The 21191-nt window shown below is 45.0% G+C and carries 19 protein-coding genes; 5 read left to right on the top strand and 14 right to left on the bottom strand.

The genetic code is table 11. The features are described from left to right. Positions 1-30 precede the first annotated feature (30 nt). On the top strand, positions 31-1353 hold the full coding sequence (locus tag Q4Q50_RS03765) for a hypothetical protein (RefSeq protein WP_311898464.1): 1323 nt from the start codon (positions 31-33) through the stop codon (positions 1351-1353). A gap of 511 nt (positions 1354-1864) precedes the next feature. Here the strand turns inward: Q4Q50_RS03765 and Q4Q50_RS03760 are convergent. Continuing rightward, positions 1865-2413 (bottom strand): hypothetical protein, encoded by a 549-nt coding sequence (locus Q4Q50_RS03760; protein WP_311898463.1) that lies wholly within the window; start codon positions 2411-2413, stop codon positions 1865-1867. 294 nt (positions 2414-2707) lie between these two features. Here Q4Q50_RS03760 and Q4Q50_RS03755 point away from each other — a divergent pair, with 294 nt between their 5' ends. Beyond that, complete coding sequence (locus tag Q4Q50_RS03755; protein WP_311898461.1) at positions 2708-4729, top strand: S9 family peptidase; 2022 nt, start codon at positions 2708-2710, stop codon at positions 4727-4729. Between the two features lie 116 nt (positions 4730-4845). Here Q4Q50_RS03755 and Q4Q50_RS03750 read toward each other — a convergent pair whose 3' ends face one another. From Q4Q50_RS03750 to Q4Q50_RS03725, 6 genes are all read right to left on the bottom strand, one after another. Beyond that, positions 4846-6309 carry a M16 family metallopeptidase gene (locus Q4Q50_RS03750; protein WP_371830294.1) on the bottom strand — a complete coding sequence of 488 codons (1464 nt, stop codon included), beginning with the start codon at positions 6307-6309 and terminating at the stop codon, positions 4846-4848. Between the two features lie 26 nt (positions 6310-6335). Continuing rightward, on the bottom strand, positions 6336-7667 hold the full coding sequence (locus tag Q4Q50_RS03745) for a M16 family metallopeptidase (protein WP_311898458.1): 1332 nt from the start codon (positions 7665-7667) through the stop codon (positions 6336-6338). Between the two features lie 137 nt (positions 7668-7804). Continuing rightward, complete coding sequence (locus Q4Q50_RS03740) at positions 7805-9235, bottom strand: amidohydrolase (RefSeq protein ID WP_311898457.1); 1431 nt, start codon at positions 9233-9235, stop codon at positions 7805-7807. 258 nt (positions 9236-9493) lie between these two features. Continuing rightward, positions 9494-9919 (bottom strand): hypothetical protein, encoded by a 426-nt coding sequence (locus Q4Q50_RS03735; RefSeq protein ID WP_311898455.1) that lies wholly within the window; start codon positions 9917-9919, stop codon positions 9494-9496. A 543-nt stretch (positions 9920-10462) separates the two neighbouring features. Further along, positions 10463-10738, bottom strand: a complete 276-nt coding sequence (locus tag Q4Q50_RS03730) for a hypothetical protein (protein WP_311898454.1) — start codon at positions 10736-10738, stop codon at positions 10463-10465. 857 nt (positions 10739-11595) lie between these two features. Further along, positions 11596-12315 (bottom strand): ArsR/SmtB family transcription factor, encoded by a 720-nt coding sequence (locus tag Q4Q50_RS03725; protein ID WP_311898452.1) that lies wholly within the window; start codon positions 12313-12315, stop codon positions 11596-11598. A gap of 64 nt (positions 12316-12379) precedes the next feature. Between Q4Q50_RS03725 and Q4Q50_RS03720 the strand changes: the two genes are divergently transcribed. Together Q4Q50_RS03720 and Q4Q50_RS03715 are read left to right on the top strand one after the other, a co-directional pair. Continuing rightward, on the top strand, positions 12380-12763 hold the full coding sequence (locus Q4Q50_RS03720; protein ID WP_106651737.1) for an NIPSNAP family protein: 384 nt from the start codon (positions 12380-12382) through the stop codon (positions 12761-12763). After that, a complete protein-coding gene (locus tag Q4Q50_RS03715) occupies positions 12760-13089 on the top strand; it encodes an antibiotic biosynthesis monooxygenase family protein (protein WP_311898449.1) in 330 nt (109 codons plus the stop codon). The genes Q4Q50_RS03720 and Q4Q50_RS03715 overlap by 4 nt, the downstream gene beginning before the upstream one ends. A gap of 118 nt (positions 13090-13207) precedes the next feature. On the opposite strand, the gene Q4Q50_RS03710 is transcribed toward Q4Q50_RS03715, so the two are convergent. The 5 genes from Q4Q50_RS03710 to Q4Q50_RS03690 all read right to left on the bottom strand — a co-directional run bounded on the left by Q4Q50_RS03710 (position 13208) and on the right by Q4Q50_RS03690 (position 16515). Then, positions 13208-13597: a DUF6678 family protein gene (locus tag Q4Q50_RS03710; protein WP_006084571.1), complete on the bottom strand. Its 390-nt coding sequence runs from the start codon at positions 13595-13597 to the stop codon at positions 13208-13210. A gap of 114 nt (positions 13598-13711) precedes the next feature. Continuing rightward, positions 13712-14614: a hypothetical protein gene (locus tag Q4Q50_RS03705; RefSeq protein ID WP_311898447.1), complete on the bottom strand. Its 903-nt coding sequence runs from the start codon at positions 14612-14614 to the stop codon at positions 13712-13714. 91 nt (positions 14615-14705) lie between these two features. Beyond that, on the bottom strand, positions 14706-15257 hold the full coding sequence (locus tag Q4Q50_RS03700; protein ID WP_311898446.1) for an SMI1/KNR4 family protein: 552 nt from the start codon (positions 15255-15257) through the stop codon (positions 14706-14708). A gap of 107 nt (positions 15258-15364) precedes the next feature. Next, positions 15365-16033, bottom strand: a complete 669-nt coding sequence (locus tag Q4Q50_RS03695; RefSeq protein ID WP_311898445.1) for a methyltransferase domain-containing protein — start codon at positions 16031-16033, stop codon at positions 15365-15367. A 110-nt stretch (positions 16034-16143) separates the two neighbouring features. Beyond that, positions 16144-16515 (bottom strand): hypothetical protein, encoded by a 372-nt coding sequence (locus Q4Q50_RS03690; RefSeq protein WP_006084576.1) that lies wholly within the window; start codon positions 16513-16515, stop codon positions 16144-16146. A gap of 293 nt (positions 16516-16808) precedes the next feature. Between Q4Q50_RS03690 and Q4Q50_RS03685 the strand changes: the two genes are divergently transcribed. Continuing rightward, on the top strand, positions 16809-18929 hold the full coding sequence (locus Q4Q50_RS03685) for a putative bifunctional diguanylate cyclase/phosphodiesterase (protein WP_311898440.1): 2121 nt from the start codon (positions 16809-16811) through the stop codon (positions 18927-18929). A gap of 261 nt (positions 18930-19190) precedes the next feature. On the opposite strand, the gene Q4Q50_RS03680 is transcribed toward Q4Q50_RS03685, so the two are convergent. Then, on the bottom strand, positions 19191-19814 hold the full coding sequence (locus Q4Q50_RS03680) for a tRNA-uridine aminocarboxypropyltransferase (RefSeq protein WP_006079663.1): 624 nt from the start codon (positions 19812-19814) through the stop codon (positions 19191-19193). Positions 19815-19971: 157 nt separating this feature from the next. After that, entirely contained in the window at positions 19972-21180 is a 1209-nt protein-coding gene (locus Q4Q50_RS03675) for a multidrug effflux MFS transporter (protein ID WP_006079661.1), read from the bottom strand. Positions 21181-21191 lie beyond the last annotated feature (11 nt).

The following is a 21191-nucleotide window of genomic DNA, read 5'->3' as shown; positions in this document are numbered from 1 at the left end:
TTCGCTGACTCGATTTAGGAAACAAAGCCTATGGAAGAAGTTAAAGGTATTAAAGCAAAAATATTAAAGGAAAATCCAGATGGGAGAGAAGCATTAATTGATGGGCTCGTTAATCTTTCTAGAACAAGGAACAGAGCCGATTATGTTCATGAAGTAAATCAGTTGATAGTTACTGCTAATAGAGTTATCGAAAATTCACTAAATAAATATGATGTTGAAGGTGTTCTATTAGGACATCAATTAAATTCGGATGCAGGTGTTTCTTTTGTCGGCAATACAATTGACTCAATTAGTGGAACAATTCATCAAACTTTTAATTTAGAGGGTGAAAACTCATCAAGATTTAGAGATTATTTAAATTACGTCAATGATAGGTTGGCGGTAAATAACTCACAGTTTTTATGGATTGGAACGAACAATGAGCGAGTGTATGCTGTTGTTTTTGAACATGGTAGCTTCACGTTTTGCGATTACATTAAATCAACAAGTAAAAAGGAAATTAAGGAGTGGATTCAAAATTGTCTACAAGATTTGGCTTTCAATGACTCTCCAGTCACAGGTAGTCCATTTATAACTCGAGAGGACATCTGGCAAAAGGAAAAGTGTTCTATAGTGGACAATTTACCAGAGTTTAATATTCCACTTTCTTCTCGTGAAATAGTTATTTTCAGTGATGTGGGGTTTTCGTCTTATCCACATAATTTGATAAAAGTTGAAGGTGAAATCTTAGGGCTTAAACAAGCAGTATCATCACCTTTATCTTTTGATAATTATGTAAAGTATGAAGAACAAAAGGTGGACTTGCAAAAAATCAATGTTTGGGCGCCTATAGTTGAAGGTGATATTGCGATTTCAATTGCATTTGCAAAAATAAAAGAAAATTTAGATAATGTTAAAGTTGTATATGAAGAAGGGTTGATTCCTAATCCTTGTTCCGACATTAATGTTTTTGTGTCTCATGGTGGTCGTGACGGCAATTCAGGATTTCGAGGTTTATATCCATCCGATGGGAAAGCATACAATATGGACAAAATATTTGGTACCGGAAAAATTGCTATTATGTTTGTCTGTCACGCTGGTAGTATTGTTGAAAATTATTATTCAAATAGTACACACACGTTGGTTAAAAGGTTATTACAGAGTGGGTATCAGGCTGTTATTTCGCCAAGTTGGAGTTTAAATGTATCTATTCCTGGCATTTGGATGAAAAAGTTTATTAGAAGCATGGAAAATGGTAACACGATTTCTTATTCAGTTAACAAAGCGAATTTGTATATTGAGTCTATTTATATAAGTCCTGGGGCGTCGTCAGCAATGCACTTATTTGGAAATGATAGGCTCACAAGCAACTAATAAACCGTTTAAGAATGATTCGCAAAGCATGGCGTTTTTACTATGAGTTGCGTTTAGAGTTTAAGGGAGCAACGGTGTTACGTTGCTCACACTTTAAAAGGGTGTTACCCCATAGAAATTTTTATGTGAAACTCACCTGTTATAGCTGATGACCTAACACGATTTTGTCCAAAAACGAGTCACATATCTTTTTTAAAACAAACAGGCTACACCGATGTTAAACAGGAGATCCATGGTGATTAGCGAGACGACCGTCCGCCCCATGGATGGGGCGGTCGAGCATCCACGGATGGACTTGAACAACATCCGTGTTTAACTGCCAGTTCGCCCTCCATGGCTCTCGTTCATAAACTCAGAAACCCTAGGTTTCTATTCACCGTGTCGTCGAGCAAATACCATGGATCGCCCTTCTATATTTAACGTTCTTCTATCCCAAAATGAATTGCATGGGTATCCAGCCAAGGTTGTACTACATAATCAAAACTGCCCGTTCGGGTATAAATGAGTCGGCTTAATGAGATGGTGCGACAGGCGTCATCTCTATCCCACGAAACAGCTGATAGCGGTCGATATCATCATCGAGATATTGGATATTCTGCGTCCATTGCCAACCACCCGCTTGATTTTGAGCCTGAGCATCGAAGAGTAACTGGATCAACGCGGGTCTCGCATTGACAACCCCTTCCCCTAGCAGGGAATAATCCCCATTTTGTCGATATAAACTAAAGACTTGCTGTTTATCTTCTGCCACACCGTCGTAATAGGTCAGTAATACTTGATCGCCTTGTTCCCTAAACCACCAAGTTTCGCTAAAGGGCGCCCGCGTGCCGATACTCACAGATAAGATCAACTGGCGCTGATCGTGGGAGCAAAAGCCCGTAACGGCCACTTTTCTCGGAATCTCCCCCGCTTTGGCAGCATCACCCGCCCATTGCCCCACTAAATGTGGACAAAATTCCTTGAAACTGACCTTAGCGGCCATGACTGAGAAGGACGAAAACACGCTCAGTACAATGGCAAGACCCAGCATAAGGTTCAAACGGTCGATTTTAAGCGGCATATCTCTAGCACCTATCCGAAACAGATCAATACATTAGCGTTAAAAGCATCAATCGACAAATCCCCTAACGCAAACGATTCCTTTAACTACGGAATGAACGCTTTTGTATTGCAGTTAGCCTGACTGTTTACCGCCTACATCAACCTCTTTTGAGCTGAGATGCCCAACAAAGATTCACAGTTGCTTACATAACAGCTTATTCAGGCATAGCGGGGTTTCATGCTAACTTGCCACTTAGCAAAAATACGCAACATCATAATCCTAGTAACTGTTTGTATCACAAGGAGACTCATAGTGAAGAATACAGGCATTTTATTACTCTGTTTACTGATGCCCTTTAGCTCGGCATTTGCAGAACAGGGCAAACCACTCTCAGCAGAATTGCTTTGGCAACTCAAACGTATCGGTAGCCCGATTGTATCTCCAACGGGCGAACACATTATCGCGCCAGTCACAGAGTACGATCTAAAAGCCGATAAAGGCTCAACCCAGCTGTGGCATTTCGATGGCAAGCATAACCGAGCCATCACAGCCAAAGGTTTAAGGGTGAGCGAGCCCGTGTTTTCCCCCGACGGCAAAACCTTGGCATTTGTGAGTAAGCGCAATGAAGACGAGGCGAGCCAAATTTACCTGCTGCCGATGGACGGTCCGGGTGAAGCGCAGCGCTTAACCGATATTCCTACTGGCGTTAACAGCATTAAGTGGGTTGGCAAGCATCTGTATTTCATCAGCAATATCTTTCCTAATCAAAGCTGGGAAGAAATGAAAACCCAGCTCGCCACAGATACAGACAATAAGGTTTCCGCCCATCAATGGAACACCTTACCCTATTCCCAATTTGATCACTGGTTAGATGAACGTCGCCAAGCCCACGTATTTAGAATTCCGGCCAAGGGCGGTAATGTCGAAAACATCACCCAACCTGCGGGCCATGAATTACCACGCTCAGATCAAAGCAGTGCAAGCTATGATGTTTCCCCCAATGAGCGCTGGATTGCCTTCAATGCCTATGGCTCAGAGAATAAAGTCGATCCTAAAATTGATATATTTCTCGCTGCGATTGGGGGCAACAAGGCCGAAAATCTCACCGCAGATAATCAAGCGCCGGATCTGAATCCGAGCTTTAGCCCTAACGGTAAAACGCTCGCCTTTACCCGCCAAAAAATCCCCGGTTTCTACGCCGATACCTCAAGGCTGATGCTGCTGGATATCGACAGCCGTAAACTCACAACACTCACATCTGACTGGGACCGTTCTGTCTCTCAATTCAGTTGGACACCCGACAACAAGGGCTTTTATGCCACTGTGGAGGACGCAGCCACAAACCGTATTTACTCTATCGATGCCAAGAACGGCAAAGTAAAAGCCATCACAGAGGCAACCGATTTTAGCCAACCCGCCATAGGCAAAGATGGCGAACTGATTGCCACCAATCAGAGCTTCTTGTATCCCGCTCGCTTAGTCAGCATCAATCCCCGTAATGGTAAGATTGAACGCCTAGAAAACTTTAACGACGATATTCTTAAAGATGTTGACCTAGGCACTTATGAATCAGTTACCTACAAAGGCTATCAAGGTAAAGATATTCAAATGTGGGTTCACTATCCCGCAGGGGTTGATCGTAGCAAAAAATATCCATTGTTTATGCTCGTCCACGGCGGTCCACACAATGCCATTACCGACGGTTTCCATTACCGTTGGAACGCGCAAACCTTTGCTTCTTGGGGTTATGTCACTGCGTGGCCAAACTTCCACGGTTCGAGCGGCTTTGGTCAGGAATTTGCCGATTCCATCAATCCCGATTGGAAGACAAAACCCCTTGAGGATGTGCTCAAGGCGGCAGACTGGTTTAAACAACAAAGCTGGATAGACAGTGATCGCATGGTGGCGGGTGGTGCAAGTTATGGTGGTTACCTGACCTCGATTATCTTAGGTCAGCCGCATCCCTTTAAAGCGCTATTGATCCATGCTGCGGTCTACGACATGTATGCACAAATGGCGTCGGACTTTGCCGTACACAGCACCCGATTTGGCAACTATTGGGATAATCCAGAACTGTATAAAGCCATTTCGCCCCATTACTTTGCGGCTAACTTCAACACTCCAACCTTAGTCAGTCATGGCCAACTCGATTACTTAGTGCCGGCGACCCAAGGGTTCGAACTGTTCCACACCCTGCAAAGTCGACATGTTGAATCGCGGATGATTTATTTCCCCGATGAAAATCATTGGATTATGAAGCCTAATAACTCAGTCTACTGGTATAACGAAGTGAAGAAGTGGATGACCCACTTTGCCGAACCTGGCGCGCGTTAAACGCGATCCATAGATACAAAAAAGGTCTGCAATGCAGACCTTTTTAATGGGTTAACTTAAACTAAAGCGTAAGCTAACGCCTTAGTTTGAAAAGACTTAGCTTGAAATGACTGAGCTTATTGGCCAAAGCCCGTGGCTTTAATATCCACGGTTTGCACTTTGCCATACTTAGCGGCGATAGGTGCAATTTTAGCCGCGTTACCAATCAGCACAAATTGCAGGTCTTTTTGCGGGAAGTAAGTTTTCACCAGTCTTTGGGTTTCTTCTAAGGTCAAACCATCCACCTTAGCTTGGAACTCATTGATAAACTTATCATCGAAGCCATACAGATACATGCCTGACAACAATCCCGCCAGTTGGCCTGAGGTTTCAAACTTAGGTGGGAACTGGCCCTTCACATAGGCTTTAGCCGAATCTAAAGTGGTTTGATCAACGCCTTTCTCCCATAAACGAGCATAGGTTTTCAGTGCGAGATCAATCGCTTCTTGAGTGGTTTCCGTCTTAGTAAAAGTGCTGATAGTGAACACACCCGAGTCGGTATAAGGGCTAAAACCTGAGCGTGCGCCATAGGTTAAGCCAGCGTTTACCCGCAGCTCGTCGTTAAGCCAAGAGGTAAAACGACCACCTAAAATAGTGTTCACTACTGTTAAACCGACATAGTCTGGATTGTCACGACTAATGCCTAAACCGCCGATAACAAAGGTGGTCTCGATGGCATCGGGTTTATCCACCAGCAAAACTTTCGCTGCAGTTAACTGAGGCAAGCCTTGATTTAAGTCAGGCTGCACCAGCTTTTCGCTGCCTTTCCACTGACCAAAGGTTTGTGTCAGCTTGGCCTTCATCGCAGCAACATCAAAGTCACCCACGACGGTAATCGCAGTATTGACCGGTTGGTAGTAACTCTTATGGAAAGCACGCAGTTGCGACACTGTCACTTGTTCAAGCGAATCGCTTTTACCCGAAGCCGCATTACCATAAGGATGGGCACCAAATACCAGCTTATCGAAGTAACGACCAATCACCGCCCGTGGGCTTTCTTTATCTTGCTGCAATCCCGCAATCGCGCGTTGCTTGAGTTTATCGAACTCGGCGGCGTCAAAGTCCGGCGTTAACATCGCCGCACTAAATAAGCCCAGCATGACGTCAGTGTCTTTCGCCATAAAATCGGCGCTGAGATAGCTGCCTTCTTTATCCGCTTCAGCGCCTAAACTTGCACCGAGAAAATCCACTTGCTGCTCGATATCCGCCTTAGATTTACCCGCCGCCCCTAGCAACAAACCTTCTGCCGTCATTTGCGCCACGCCTGCGGTGGTGTCATTAACCGCACCCGCACGTACTACGGCATTTAAAGTGACTAAAGGCACTTCGCGCTGCGGCATTAAATACACAGTTAAGCCGTTATCCAGCACGAACTTGTCGTAACTTGGCATCACAAAGCTGCCAGTTTCGACACGTTTTGGCGCCGATGTCGTAGCACAACCCGCTAAGGCTAAAGTTGTGCCTAGGGCTAATGCGGCCATTAACTTAGAAGGTTTGCCGAGTGATGCCATCTTAAGTGATTTCATTGCTGTCGATTTCATTGCCATCGATTTCGCTGCCGTTGATTTCATTGAGAGATCTCCTCGTTTGCCGCCAGCACAGCTACAGTGCGATTCGATTTACGTAAATAGGTTTGGGCAACACGTTGAATATCCGCTGGCGTCACCTTGTTATAGGCTTCTGGCGCATTAAATAGCTTGTCATAACTGCCCAAATACATCTCATAGGTGCCTATGGTATTGGCCTTGCCATTGATGGTTTCCATCGAACGATAAAAATCCATCAACTTGATATTTTTAACTTTATCCAGCTCTTGCTGGGTAACACCCGTTGTCGCAATCGCATCGATTTGTTCAATCAGTGCCTGCTCCAGCGTCGAGGCTTTCACCTCAGGCGTGGCAACACCCATCACATAGAAGAGGTTAGGGTCGACCGACATCGGCATATAGGTTTGCGCTTCTAAGGCCACTTGTTTATCAACCAGTGATTGATATAAACGCGAGCTATTACCTTGGCTTAGAATCGAGCTTAATAAATCCAACGCATAAAAATCTGCGTGAGTCGCCGCCGGAATATGATAAGCCAGCATCACATTAGGTGTGCTCACCGATGCCTTTTGCACAAAGGTACGACGCTCGCCCTTTTGCTCAGGTTCTACGGTGCGAATCGCTTTAGGCGGAGTTTGTGCAGGAATAGGCGCAAAGTATTTGTCGGCCAAGGCTTTAACTTGGGCAACCTTCACATCACCGGCAATCACAACCACGGCATTGTTCGGCGCATAATAGGTTTTGTGGTACTGCACGAGATCTTCCAGCGTCCAAGCGGCAATATCCGACTCATGGCCGATCACCGACCACGAATAAGGATGAGCTAAAAATGCCACGCCTTTGATCTCACCTTCAAGGGCATTCCAGTTAGAGTTTTCTAAGCCAGTGGAGCGCTCCGACTGCACTACGCCACGTTCGCTATCGACCATAGTTTGGTTGATATCTAAGTTAGCGATACGGTCGGCTTCGAGATCGAACATAGTTTCAAGCGCATTGGCAGGGAACCAATCGGTATAAACCGTCATATCTTCAGTGGTATACGCATTGTTCGCGCCACCTGCGGCTTCCATAGTGCGGTCGAACATTTTCGGGCCGTACTTTTTTGAACCGTTGAACATCATGTGTTCGAAAAAGTGCGAAATACCGGTAATGCCGGGCACTTCGTTACGTGAACCGACTTTCCAAAACAAATACATGTTGGCATTGGGAATTGAGGCATCTTCTAGCACTATGATTTTCATGCCGTTATCTAGCGTGAAACTCTTAATGTCTTCTGCCGTGGTGGCCTGTGCTTGGCTTAGGGGGTTAAAAAGTCCCATGGCCAACACAAGAGCCGATAGCGTGCGCTTCATCTTGTTCGCTCCTTGCTGTAAATATCCACATATAGAGGTAAATTGTTTAACAAATCAAGCTCTGGATGCTTATCCCGCGCCGATTTTTTGTAAGCTCAAGTTATACCGAAGAGCTTACGGAATAAGGCTTGCGTGGCTTATTGAGCGTTTAACGCAGTCAGCGCCACTTTAGTCATGGCCTCAACACCCACTTTTAGCGCACTTTCATCCACATAGAATGCCGGAGAATGATTGCTGGCCGCGGTTTCTGGGTCAGTTCCCTTTGGCGTCACCCCGAGGAAGAAAAACATCCCCGGCGCTTCTAAGGCGTAATAAGAAAAGTCTTCGGCACCTGTGATTAACCCAGGTTCAATCAGCATCTTATCGCCCACCACACTGGCAAGCACTGGACGCATGCTAGCGACTAACTCGGGATTATTGACCACAACAGGATAACCTGGGTGGATCTTTGTGGTCGCACTCGCACCAAGCGTTTTCGCCGACAACTCGGCCATTTCAGCTAAACGCACTTTGATATCGGCGCGCATGGGCTGGTCGAAGGTGCGAATCGTACCAATCAGCTCGACTTCATCGGGAATAATGTTAGAGCGAATGCCACCATTAACCGCACCAAAACTCACCACAGCAGGGGCTTTAGTGATATCCACCTGACGGCTGACGATCGTTTGCACGTTGGTGATAATTTGTGCCGCAGCGACAATAGGATCGACCCCATTCCAAGGGCGCGAACCATGGGTTTGGCGACCTTTCACTTTGATCGTAAAGGAATCTTCACTCGCCATCGCCGGGCCACTGCGCACACCAATCATGCCACTCGGCATGCTGGAGGTAACATGCATACCAAACACTTGGTCAGGTTTACGCTTAGCAAACAACCCTTCTTTAAGCATTAACTCCGCGCCGCCTTCTTCCCCGTCTGGCGCGCCTTCTTCGGCAGGTTGGAAGATAAACATCACATCACCCGCGAGGCTGTCTTTCACTTTCACGAGGTTTTCAGCCACGCCCATCAACATGGCCACATGGGTATCGTGGCCACAGGCATGCATCACCCCCACTTTTTGATCACGATAGGTATCGGTCGCTTTAGAGGCAAAGGGCAAATCGACCACCTCAGTCACAGGTAAAGCATCCATATCCGCCCGAATCGCAATCAAGGGACCAGACTTGCCACCTTTCAGCTTTCCGCCTTTTAAGATAGCCACCACGCCCGTATGCGCCACACCCGTTTGTACTTCTAAACCTAATGATTTCAGATGCTTTTCAATAATCTTGCTGGTGCGAAATTCACGGTTAGACAACTCAGGATGTTGATGTAAATCGCGGCGCCAGTCGATCACCTTTTGCTCCACACCCGCCGCCAACTTAGCCGCATCCGGCATAGCACTGGTCGCCGCTTGCGCCGAACTCAAACCCGCGCCCATAAAGCTCAAGGCTAAGGCCGAAGCGAGTAAGGTCTTGGAAAAACGGGATTGGTTTGCAGAAAAGTTAAACCCAAATGATCTTGGGATCGATGATGTTGAGATAGCAGATTTTGAAATAGCAGATGGTGATACAGAGGGTAAAGTCATAGCGATAACCTATTGTTGTTTTTATAAGCTACCTAAACTACACGGACATTGAGGAATTGTTAACAGATTTAATGATGAAGGTAAAAGAGACAGTGCTTTATTGGAGACGGTCTCTAGTCGTCATTCCCGCAATACTTCTGAGCGGGAATCCAATTTAAACCATCATTCCCGCAATACTTGTGGGCGGGAATCCAACGTTGAGTAGAGCCAGCCCAAGGAAAAAGGTAAAATAGATTAGCTACTTGTCGCTCAACAGACTCAGCATTTATCTATACTTTCACCATCAACCCAGCTTTGAATGAGTTTAGTGGTATCAGACCAACTGTCTGACATACCATAAGCTTCGACAAAGGATGGACAAGTACTGAGTGCGCTGATATCAACACGCATTTGATAGAAGCGATTCCAGTTGGCATGTACTACCGAGGCTAGTGTGACTGTATTCTTTCCAGTATCTAGTTTCTCAATAAATGTATTACTTGTTCCACCAACAATTTCTTGTACTCCATGAGCAAAACAGCGATTCAATTGTTGTTCTATAATTGCAACGGTTTCTTGATGGCTTTTGCCAGAACAAAACGAATGCTTAGCCTTTCCAGCCGCTTTAATTTCATCAACAGACTTAGGGACTGATACACATCCCGCTAAGGTCATGACCAAACATATAGTCAAACACTTTCCCATGATATCTCCGTAACGTATTAATTTTTTATTGTAAAATGTATTCTCAAAGACAAGTTAAGCAACGTAACATTAACAATTTACATTGCCTACAAAAATCAATGTGATCTCAACAACTAGAGAAATAAATCAGGGCATGCATTAAAATACCCATCCCATACCTGTTCATCAAGAATAGGGCTGATAGCTCTATGCTGAAGAAGAACATGCGATATTACTTCTTTATAATCTCAGCGATTAAGCACTGCCATTACAATGACACGCAGCCAGTCCATCAATGGATAAATGACTATAACTTTAGGCGCAAATTTGCATGACCATAGGCTGATATGCATTCTCTATGTCTCGCATTGAATCAGTTCTCTAGAGATTTGATTCATCTTAAGGGAAAAAACCGCCCCAGAATAGCCGCAAACTGGGCAATAGGACGGGGTTTAGCGGCTGACGTGAATCAGTCTGGTGTAGAGTGATTCACGGGCGAGTTTTTGACGCTCAAAGCAGCTGGGCGGTACGCGTAGGCAGCCTTTGCTTATTAAATGCTGGACGCTACTGAGGAATTTTAATATTAGCCAGCTCCATTTGCTCTTTCGGGTTCCAGTTTGGCGGAATCAACTTTTTATTGCCCCACCATTTACAGTTATCTTGTTTAACCCACTTGCGACGGATCTTAGCAAGATGCTCGGGTGTAGAGTGCAGATCAAATTCTACACCTGACTCAGAGCCACAACACGCGCAGATTTCAAATGTGGTGCAGCTGAAATCATCTAGAACCGTTATATCTGCATAACCGCAGATTGGACACCCTTTCTTGTTCATACTCATGGCATTTAACGCCCTGTTAAGGGGGGGTAATGCATGGCTATAATCGTGAGGAACGAACGTCAGCCATGCGTTAGATGTCCATGCCTTAAACAGCTTGTATGGTTTTAGTAACTTACAGCCCAGATAAATATAGCTATTTGACAACAACTTACAGTGAATATTACTTTACCGACTTTTGAATAAGTTACAATCAATTGCTTACCTAAATAGGCACCCAATATAGAAAAAGGTAAAGCATAAAATGAAAAGTAAGCCACTAAAATCAACGCTTCATGCCTAAGGGAGTGTTCGGGATTTACATAAAAGCTATATACCCAAAAACCTTGAAGGGATAATACTGTGATTAAACCAAGCGCGATTATAAGTGCAATTATTAAAGAGTAATTCCGCATTCGTCCTTCTTAGTATTTATGCGCTGCGCGTTTATTACATTAGACCTATTAAAACGCGCAAACTAATCAGTTTGAAAAACACTTAAAAGCATCTACATTTCAATACGACTGTATATCCATGCATTGTAAGTCACTTTACGATAGAGCCAAACATTAGGCGCATAGATGAGATTTTGTCGGGCAACTCGTTCGTCAGTTTTCGATTCACTCAACAAGTGCTAGCAAAAATGGGTTATCCCGAAACTTCGAAAAATGATCGTGTGCAGGGCGTGAACCAGACTAGGTAAATCTGATTCACAAATTTTAACGTTCATGTATTTCAATCGCGTCCTAAAGACATTTAATAAAACCTTCAGGTCACATATTTTTATTGATAAATTTCTTCAAACCATCGGACTGGCGGCGCGCTGTTAAACAAGGCCAAGACGCTATATATCATTGGTAAAATAGACCAATTTACCTTGTCTATTTTGTCGCAATGCCATAGTCAGCACGAAAGGATTTCAACCCTCGGCTTGAAAATTGTAGGGCACGGGTGTCGAGGGCTTTCTCTGCCCAGCCTTTAGCCAAAATATCCTTAAGAACCCATTGACCTAGAACACCAGCAAGATGACTGCGACGCTCGCTCCAATCGAGGCATGACTTACATAAAGGACGGCGAGATTGACGACTTTTCGGTACATCGAATACATCATCTGGTGCACCCAGCAACGAGTGTTCTACGCCACGTTTGGCAAAAAAGGTCATCCCTGCTGCGGTGATTTTTGTTTCGCCCCCTTCATGGACGATCAAATTCTGCCGACTTAAGCTGTCGTAAAGTGCAACACCCAATTCACCCGCGAGATGGTCATAACAAACACGAGCCAGTCTCAATCTAGGGTCCGCAGGTCCATGAATGACCTTAGAGTTCGTAATGGCTGCGCTCATGTTGAGCAAACTTTCCAACAGTTCGGCCACTTGGCGGCTCTGGAGCTGAAAATACTTATGCCTCCCCTGCTTACGCACGAGCAATAGTTCACCTTCAACCAACTTAGTTAAATGGCTGCTAGCAGTCTGCGGTGTGATGTCTGCTTCAAGAGCCAGTTCTGTCGCCGTCAATGCCTGTCCGCCCATAAGAGCAATCAACATACGTGAGCGGGCGGCGTCACCAATCAAGTTGGCAATAAAGGCAATGTTAGGTTCCATGCTTGTAATCTCATTCGGGAACAGTTCGATAACCATCGAAGCATTAAGTTTTCAGGTAATTACAATGCAACTAAAACCTTTAGCACACAAGTCAATGGCGCCAAACACTATGAAAATTACCTGTTTTATCGAATACAAAATAGATCCGTTCAAATTGGAACAATTTGCCCAATATGCTGAAAACTGGGGCGATATTATTCCAGCCTACGGCGGCGAACTCCTTGGCTACTTTCTGCCACACGAAGGCACCAATGATACTGCATATGGTCTCATTAGCTTCGATAGTCTGGCCCACTATGAACGCTATAGAGACAAACTGAAGACAGAAGCCGCAGGCAAGGCAAATTTTCAGCTGGCCAAGCAAGGAGAATTTATTTTGAGTGAAAAACGCAGTTTCCTAAAGCCGATAGCCAAGACCTATCAAAGAGCTGCGGAGACAAAACTATGATGGTCGTTATTTTTGAAGTCGTGCCGAATCTCGGCTGCCAAGAAAGGTATTTAGAGATAGCCGCCGACCTGAAATCGAGCCTGAGTGAAATTGCAGGATTTATTTCAATCGAACGGTTTCAGAGCATGGTCAATCCAGAACGCTTATTATCGCTGTCATTCTGGGAGAATGAGGCTGCGGTACAGGCTTGGCGACAACAGATATATCACCGCGAGGCACAAACTCAAGGACGCGAACAATTATTCGCCGATTATCGCCTGCGGGTTGCCGAAGTTGTTCGTGATTACGGCATGTTCGACCGCGCTCAAGCACCTAAGGGCAACTGATATGCTGCGACTCGAGTAGCGTGCTTTGCAGGCACTCAGCCCTAGCAACAAAGAGTGTATTCGCCAGCGAAATTGGCCCCACAATACTAAACGCTAGGCGCCACTCTAAAAGGTTTTTTTATGTAAATACTGGGGTTGTATCTTGGCTTATATAGCCCCACACCCGAAAACAAGAGCCTTCAATCGAGTATTTAATGCCGTGTCTATTTAGAATGGTAAGAATTTCACAGCTCCTATCGGTCTCCTGAGGTGCAACTAAACGACCACGATACTCGGAAACTATTGGATTAAAGTCTAGCCACTCGATACCGGAGCTTTCTTCATAGATCTCGTTCCACCAAACGGCACTAAATCCTAAAACATCATCTGATGAAATCAGTTTGTACCTTACGCTAATAGATAGAAAATGAAGCGCTTCAAAATCATTACAAAGCTCGCGCCACTTAGTTTTATTCATCACTGAGACTAACTGGCGGTCATTAATTATTTTTCGATATCTCTCGTGCATGATTTCAAGTCCAACTCATTTTTAGGACGTGTGTATCCAGAAATGAGCCAGAACGATCCTCCTTAAATAGAAACTAAATCACAATCTCATTTTAACTGGTTAATTTTGTTTGGGTTATTCGTGGCCATTTCTGTGAGAATGTGCTGTTAATGAATGGATTAGCGCCAGCGTATTTGAATCAATTGGCAGATCATTTAACTCTCGCTCAGCTAAGGGATCGAAAGATATCTCAATGGACTCGTGACCTGTGGTAAAAAATCCGTGTAATTCATGCTGCCATGGTAAGGGAAAATCAAGTGGGGGTAGTGGCGCATTGGCCGTATGGAACCGCCACAGATTGACTAAACCATGGGCATTAACACAGTAACATTTTTCCAGTGGCGAGAACTCCTGCTGCAGCCGATTAGACTTGACCATAATGGCGATATTGTCGATAAACGAGGTCATATCCTGATTGATTATGGCGGCTAGGCTGCGCAGCATCGCCATGCTGTATTTCGAGTCTTTTAGGTTTGTAAGTTGATGGCGTAACTTATCTGTCACGGCTGTGGCACCTAAAATGGCATATACGGCATTGCAGGCCAAGAGTGTCACCTTATGCCCCGTTAAAAAAGGCGGCACAAATCGCTGTTTATAGGCTGTAATAGCGGGTAAATCATGTATGGCTAGCGCCGCCAATAAGGGCCAAATATGTAGGCTATCCGTCCCCGAATAATCCCCACCCCGCACTAATCGCGTTAAACAACCAAAGCGCCCCGCTAATGTCAGGCTGTTTATAAACTCATCGAAGTGATTAAAGGCCACCCGTTGGATTATGGCTAATTGGGTTAAATCATTTTCTATGTAGCTGATGCGATTAATCCATTCGTTAGCGACGAGATGACGACTCTCTTTTACACCCTGCTGTAGGATAGCGAGTTTGGCGACTTGAGGCTCAGTTAACTGCTCATCATTTTCAGCCAATCTCTGCAATGCGTTTAGTGCTTGGTCTCTGTCTTTTTTAGGGTAGCTTTTCACATCATACCTCACTTCATATTGCCCTGAAGTTCAAAATGTAATCATAGGTTTACTAGGCTTATCGAGTAGTGGGCGTTCATTTTCGTTACCCTTAGTCCTCAATTAATTCATCTGGATATAAACTGATTTGCGCTAAGGATTGTTCAAAAAATTGGCTTAGGTTTGGACAAATAAAGTCCATCATATCGGGGTCATGGGTGTATGCGATCACTTGCCCCATTTGGCCTAGTGCTGAGGGTGAATGATCCGCAATCAAGAGTAATGTGCCGCACCCAAATTGAGCGAAGGGCAACCAACCTTCTTGATACCATCCGGATTGGATTTTAGGATCTCGAACTTCTGGCTCGTGGTAACCCACATAGTGCTGAGCCTGTTTTTGCATTCGGTCACGATATTTAAGTGACGAGGCTAATGACAAAAAATCATATCGGCAAAAGTAATCTTTTCGGGCAAATACCGTGCTCCACTCGTTGCCACCATTGGCATATCCCCAAAGCTCCCTGAGCGGGAGAGCAAGTGTAAAACCTAATTGTTTTTCAGCTTCATCTAAGGCTGAGTTGGATAAGCCATTATTCAATGCGAATGTTTGATTCACATTGGCGTAGAGAGCGCTCAATGCCTGTAGATAGGTCTTAACGTCCATTGTATTGACTCCTTCATCCAGACACTTAGCAGCAGTGTTAATCCTTTTGGTTTATACCGCTCGCATATGCACTTTTGGAACTCATGTAATCGAATTAGACATATAAATTAAGGTGTTGCATTACAATTCTCAACTTTATGCATCTCTTTATATAAGAATACGACGTCTTTATCGATAATTTCTAATCGCCAGCCATAGTGCTGGGCGAGCCATTCGAAGGTCGCTTCGGCGTAAAAATTGATATGAGTTGGATCGTTTTTATAGTGCCAACTGGCAAATGCGGTTTGATTTTGTACGCGCTTGGTCATCACTGCCAAAATGCCATTGGGTTTTAATAGGCTATCGAGTTGGGCAAGCAAACCTGCGGCATCGCTTACGTGCTCTATCACTTCTGTTAAGGTAATAAAGTCGTATTGGCGGGCTAAAATTTCGGGGTTATTGGCGTAATAAAGGTCGTAGTTCTCTATCCGATAGCCACGCGCCTTTGCCATAAGACTCAATGCCTTGCCTTCACCGCAGCCAAAATCGAGCCCCACTGCTAATGGGCTAACACGATTCAGTAGCGGCTCGAGTGTGCGGTTTAAAAATGTTTGATAGCCTAGATCATCGGCATGGTTCTCGTGCTTATCGTACTCGGCCTTTTCTGCCTCGGCCGAAAGATAAAATTCGGGAGGCACGCTAACCAGTTGGCAGGTTTGGCATTGGCGATAGTCGCGCTTTTTATCCTGATGATAAGCGAGTAATTCTGTGCCGTGGCATAAGGGGCAGATATTCAACAACAATTCCTAGGGTAGTAAGGTGCATAGTAATGAGGATAAGGATAGTAGCAATGCCAACAAATAAGGCTAGCACTGCCTAGCTGAAATCGACTGCGTCGATAGCCCGCTTAAGGCTTTGGGATTTTACGCTCTTTTGCTGCGGCTTCTTTTGCTTCCCGTAAATATTTTTGCTCGCGACTTTCCCTCTCGTCGAACTGTTTCTGTGCCTTGAGTTTTTGCTGAGCCTCCCAATCATGGGTTTGGGACTGCTGTTTGATTTTATCTTCTCGCTCTGCTGTCTCCTTGGCGGCTTGGCGCGCCTTCTCTAATTGGGCCAGCTCTAATCGCTGGGAGTCTATACGGGCCTTATCAGCTCTTTGCTCTAGGGTTAATTTTGGCTTTGGCGCATCGGCGGCATTAGCCACGGCAAGATGAATGCTGGAAATCAGTATGAACGACATCAACATTTTAGAGATGAGCACCTTAGATAAATGTGCCATTTCCTGCCTCCTTTATTTGGTCATCGGATGGATGAACGATAACAGCCAACTCAAACACGATGCGAAAAACATAGCATAAAATCTGTCAAAGTTTGAAATATGCAGCAGGTGTTCTTAAAAAATATGCTTAAATACAAGTCTTAAACTACACTTTTTGAGTTTCTATTTGAGTGAAACAACAATTAGGTTTATTTTTAACCCCATTGGAATGATGTACTATTGGGCAACTTCGTATCAACGAAGACCTAAAAAATAGGATGTGACCTTATATGTGTCACAAGGGAGTATCCTAAATGATCAGATGGCAACACTTACTTAAGAAACTCAGTACGGATGATCCAGTACTGCAAGAAAAGCTGTCGCTCTGGCAAGCACATCCCCACAAAACTCCCCTAGCCTTAATTCAAGGCTTCAGCTTTATTAGCGCCAACCAAGCGACACTCGGTTATTTTGAGACTGAGTATGATGCGTTTGTGAATGCGACGCCCTATGACTTTTCTCCGAGAATTCAATCATCCGGCCGCAACAGTGTTGAATATGCGAGGGAAATGATCCTCGAAGCCATTGCAGGAAATAATGTTGAATTCAACTGGCTACACTTGAGTCAACTCGGCAATGAACTGCCGACTCGAGTGAACCTCTATCGCTGCTATCTGCAGCAGCAGCCCGTTGTGCTCGTGGAATTTCAAGCTCTTAATCGTCGCAATCAAATGCGCGCAAACATTTCTGATGGTTTTGCCCATATTCCCAAAGAGATTTTGTCGACGACACTCGAAGAAAGTGCAGAAGCTGTGTATATCACAGACTCAGATGATCAGATTTTGGCCGTTAATAAAGCCATGTGCCGTATTTGCGGTTATAGCGCCGAGCAGCTTATTAGTAAAACCCCTGAATTTTTAGAGTTGAAAAGCCATCATTTGGGAGAAGAAACCGAATGCCAAATTGCACTGAAGCAAAGAGGCTTTTGGCAGGGTGAGACGTGGAAAAGACGTTCAGATGGTAGTAATTTCCCTGCTTGGCAAAGTAGTCGAAAAATTATTACCGAAGATGGCGCTCATTATAATGTGAATATTTTCAGTGATATTAGCACGAAAAAGTTGTTAGAAACTCAGCTGACGACCCGTGCTATGTACGATACCTTGACTGGATTGCCTAACCGATTCCACCTTAAGCAGATCCTCAATAAAGCACTAGAGAAGCTCAAAACGGATCCTCTCACATTAGGTGCGCTGATGTTTTTAGATCTCAATGGGTTTAAAAATATCAATGACAGCTTCGGCCACTCCATGGGCGATCGGGTGTTACAACTCGTCGCCGCCAGACTCGAAGCCGGTTGTATCGAAAAAGCCGACATAGCCCGCATGGGTGGAGATGAGTTTACCTTAGTACTGCAAGACTGCAGCTGCAAAGATGAAATCCAACTGTTTGCCGAACAAATTTTAAGTCTATTTGAGAGCCCCTTTGAAATTGAAGGGCAAAAGTTCTTCCTCGGCACGAGTATCGGCATTGCGCTATTTCCAACCCACAGTGATAAAGCGGGACAGCTGATAAGTCTTGCAGATACGGCCATGTATTGTGCTAAAAAGAGCTTACCGCACCTCGTGTTTTACGATAAGGCCATGAGCCAAGCAGCAGAATTAAAGCTACAGTTAATCAATAGTCTAAGGCATGCTCATAGCTTAAAACAATTCACTCTCGCCTATCAGGCCATAGTGGATTTACACACAAATCAAACGATTGCAGCCGAAGCCTTACTGCGCTGGCAAAAATCACCTACCGAGTATTATGACGCCGCCGATTTTGTGCCATTGCTGGAAGAGACAGGGTTAATTGTCAGTATTGGTCAATGGGTATTAGAACAGGCTTGCATGCAAGCGGCACAATGGCGGGCACATAATCAGGCGGACTTTAGAATTTCAGTCAATGTGTCGCCACTGCAATTGGAACACTTAGATTTTATCGACCAAGTGATTAATGCCTTGGAAATGGCTAATTTACCTGCTGAGGCACTGATTTTAGAAATCACCGAATCGGCACTGCTACGCCAACCTGAGCAAGCACGACTCACACTCAATCGCATCAAAGCCTTAGGTGTCAGCATTGCCATTGATGATTTTGGGACTGGGTTATCTTCACTCAGTCGCTTAGGCACTTTGCCCATAGACAGTGTAAAAATTGATGCCGAGTTTGCCCTACGTTTAAACGAAGTGTCAGGACAAAAGCTCTGTAATGCCATAGTGCAACTCGCGCAGGCACTCGATATTCACTTCGTCGCCGAAGGCATAGAGACTCAACAACAAAGGGACATAATGACAGACATGGGCCAAGGTTTTGCCCAAGGATTTCTTTTTGGCTACCCGAGTTCAGTCGATAACTTCACCCAAACCTTTCTTACGGAAAAACATATAGCTTAAAGCTCGATAGCCCTGCCAGCACGCCATTAACTAATTGTGATTAACAATGGAATCACTCCCCTGCAAAGCAATTGGCTGGCAAAGCTATCTCATCATTTGCTGCGCAAATGAATCCTTGTTATTAAACCGTATTTCACACTAAGTTAGCGTGATCTGAATAAGATTTTGACTAATTTAATTCGTACGCAGTATCAAAACTGCAATAACTTAAAAGCATTAATTCAGACCTAAAACCTCTAAGACTAAATAATGTCAAAACATTCACTTAGTCTCGCAGTTAGGTTTGTTTGAGTTCTGATAACGAGCCTGCACAGTGCTCGGCATCGCCTTAATCCGCAGTTCAACCATAGCATCAAATGCCGTCATTAAGGGTTGAACATCAAGCCGAGGATCAAGGGCGCTTAGCATATAAGCACAAGCTTCTAAGGTCGATAAACTGTCGCTACGACTCGACTTACGGATCCGGTAGCGCGACTCATAACCTTCAGCCAAATGCACCGCAGGATACTGGGTTAACCAAGGATTCAGCTGCAACATCTTAAACGCCTTGCGCCAAGTACCATCGAGTAAGAGCAATACACAATCTGGATTGATAGGCTGCTGTTCAACACTCACACTTTGCTCAGAGGGATAGACGAGATAAATCGGCTTATTACACGCCGTTAAATGTTCCCGTAAACCATTGAAGTCGGCCTCGCTTTCGCCCACATAAACTTGCGTTTCAGCGACCACAAGACTCAATACCCGCACACTATTTTTTTTATGTTCGACTTCACTCGGGTGCTGTAAAACCACCAACTGAGTCATTGGAGAAATAGGCTGAACACTCGCGCACAGGCAAGCATTCAGGGGATAACGACAAATAGCACAATAGTGACGGGACAAGCTTTACCCTCGGTTTGAGTAAGTTATTTTACGAGTATACCAAAGGATAAAGGGGTATTAGGCACAATAAAAAATACCCACAGTTCGCGGTCAAACAAACTGTGGGTAAAGGGTGTGCTCTGTAATTAACGACTTTGTAATTAACCTGTGCCGCGAACTAATGCTCGCCAGCTAACTGCTCTTGATGCCAGTGGTCAAATCGACTCAGCGCCATCATCAACAATAAACCAATAGGAAATACGCCCATCACTAAGGCCACTGCATAAGGTGCGGTTAAATTCGTTTGCTGTACGAGTCCAGCGAGCACGGATGCACCGCTCATCTGAATAAAACCTAACATAGCCGCCGCCGTTCCAGCTCGTTCACCGAAGGCCGACAGGGCCATACTGGTCGCAGGGCCAAGTAAGAAGGAAAATCCCACGCCTAACATCAACATGGGCAACATAAAGGCAAACGCTGCCATCATTCCAGTGCTCGGACCGAATTGCTGACCCGCCACAGTGATAGCGGCAGACAGAACGAGTATGGACAGCGCCAAAATCGTTGTCGGACGATTGCCGAGTTTGCGAATGACCAGCGGCGCCGTAAAACAGGCCACGATATTAAACACGGCATTGAAACCGAATAGACCACTAAACATGAGCTCAGAAAGCCCTAAATGCCCAATCAGCCACACAGGCGCATACGACACGTAACACAAAATCGCCGCCATCGCCGACATACAAGCAAAGGCATAAAACAAAAAGTGAGTGTTACCCAGTACAGGCTTGTATCGACCCCAACGGTAAAGTGGCCCTGTGGTAACCGTATTAGCAGGTCGAGTCTCGGGTAAGCGATACCCGACAACGAGCAACATCAACATGGCATATAACGTCATGAAAACGAAGGTTGAGCGCCAACCAAATTGCATTGCCAATAAACCGCCTAAGGTCGGCGCTAATGCAGGAATAACGCAAATGGCACCATTTAAGTAACTGTAAATCTTAGCGCCTTCTTTTTGATCGTAGCAGTCACGCACCGCGCTAAACACCACGATAGAAGTCGAACAGGCAGCTAAACCTTGCAGCAAACGGGCAATCTGTAACCAATGGAACTCGATAGCCGCAGCGGCTAAAAGGCTGCTCGCACCGTAGAGTAAGACCCCAAAGATTGCCACAGGACGGCGGCCATAACGGTCGGCTAATGGCCCGATCAACACTTGGCCTAAGCCCATGGCAAATAAAAATAATACGATCGTAGATTGCACATCACTGGCAGATACGGCGAATTCTGCCGCCATAGTTGGCATTGAAGGTAAGTAAATATCGATTGCCAATGGGCTGAGAAGCACCATAGACATCAGGATAGGTAATAGATTGCGCCGCATAAATAATCTCA

The organism is Shewanella scandinavica, from assembly GCF_031932065.1.
Classification (GTDB): Bacteria; Pseudomonadota; Gammaproteobacteria; order Enterobacterales; family Shewanellaceae; genus Shewanella; species Shewanella baltica.
The sequence above is the reverse complement of the archived record's forward strand: the minus strand, read 5'-3'. Positions and strand labels throughout refer to the sequence as shown.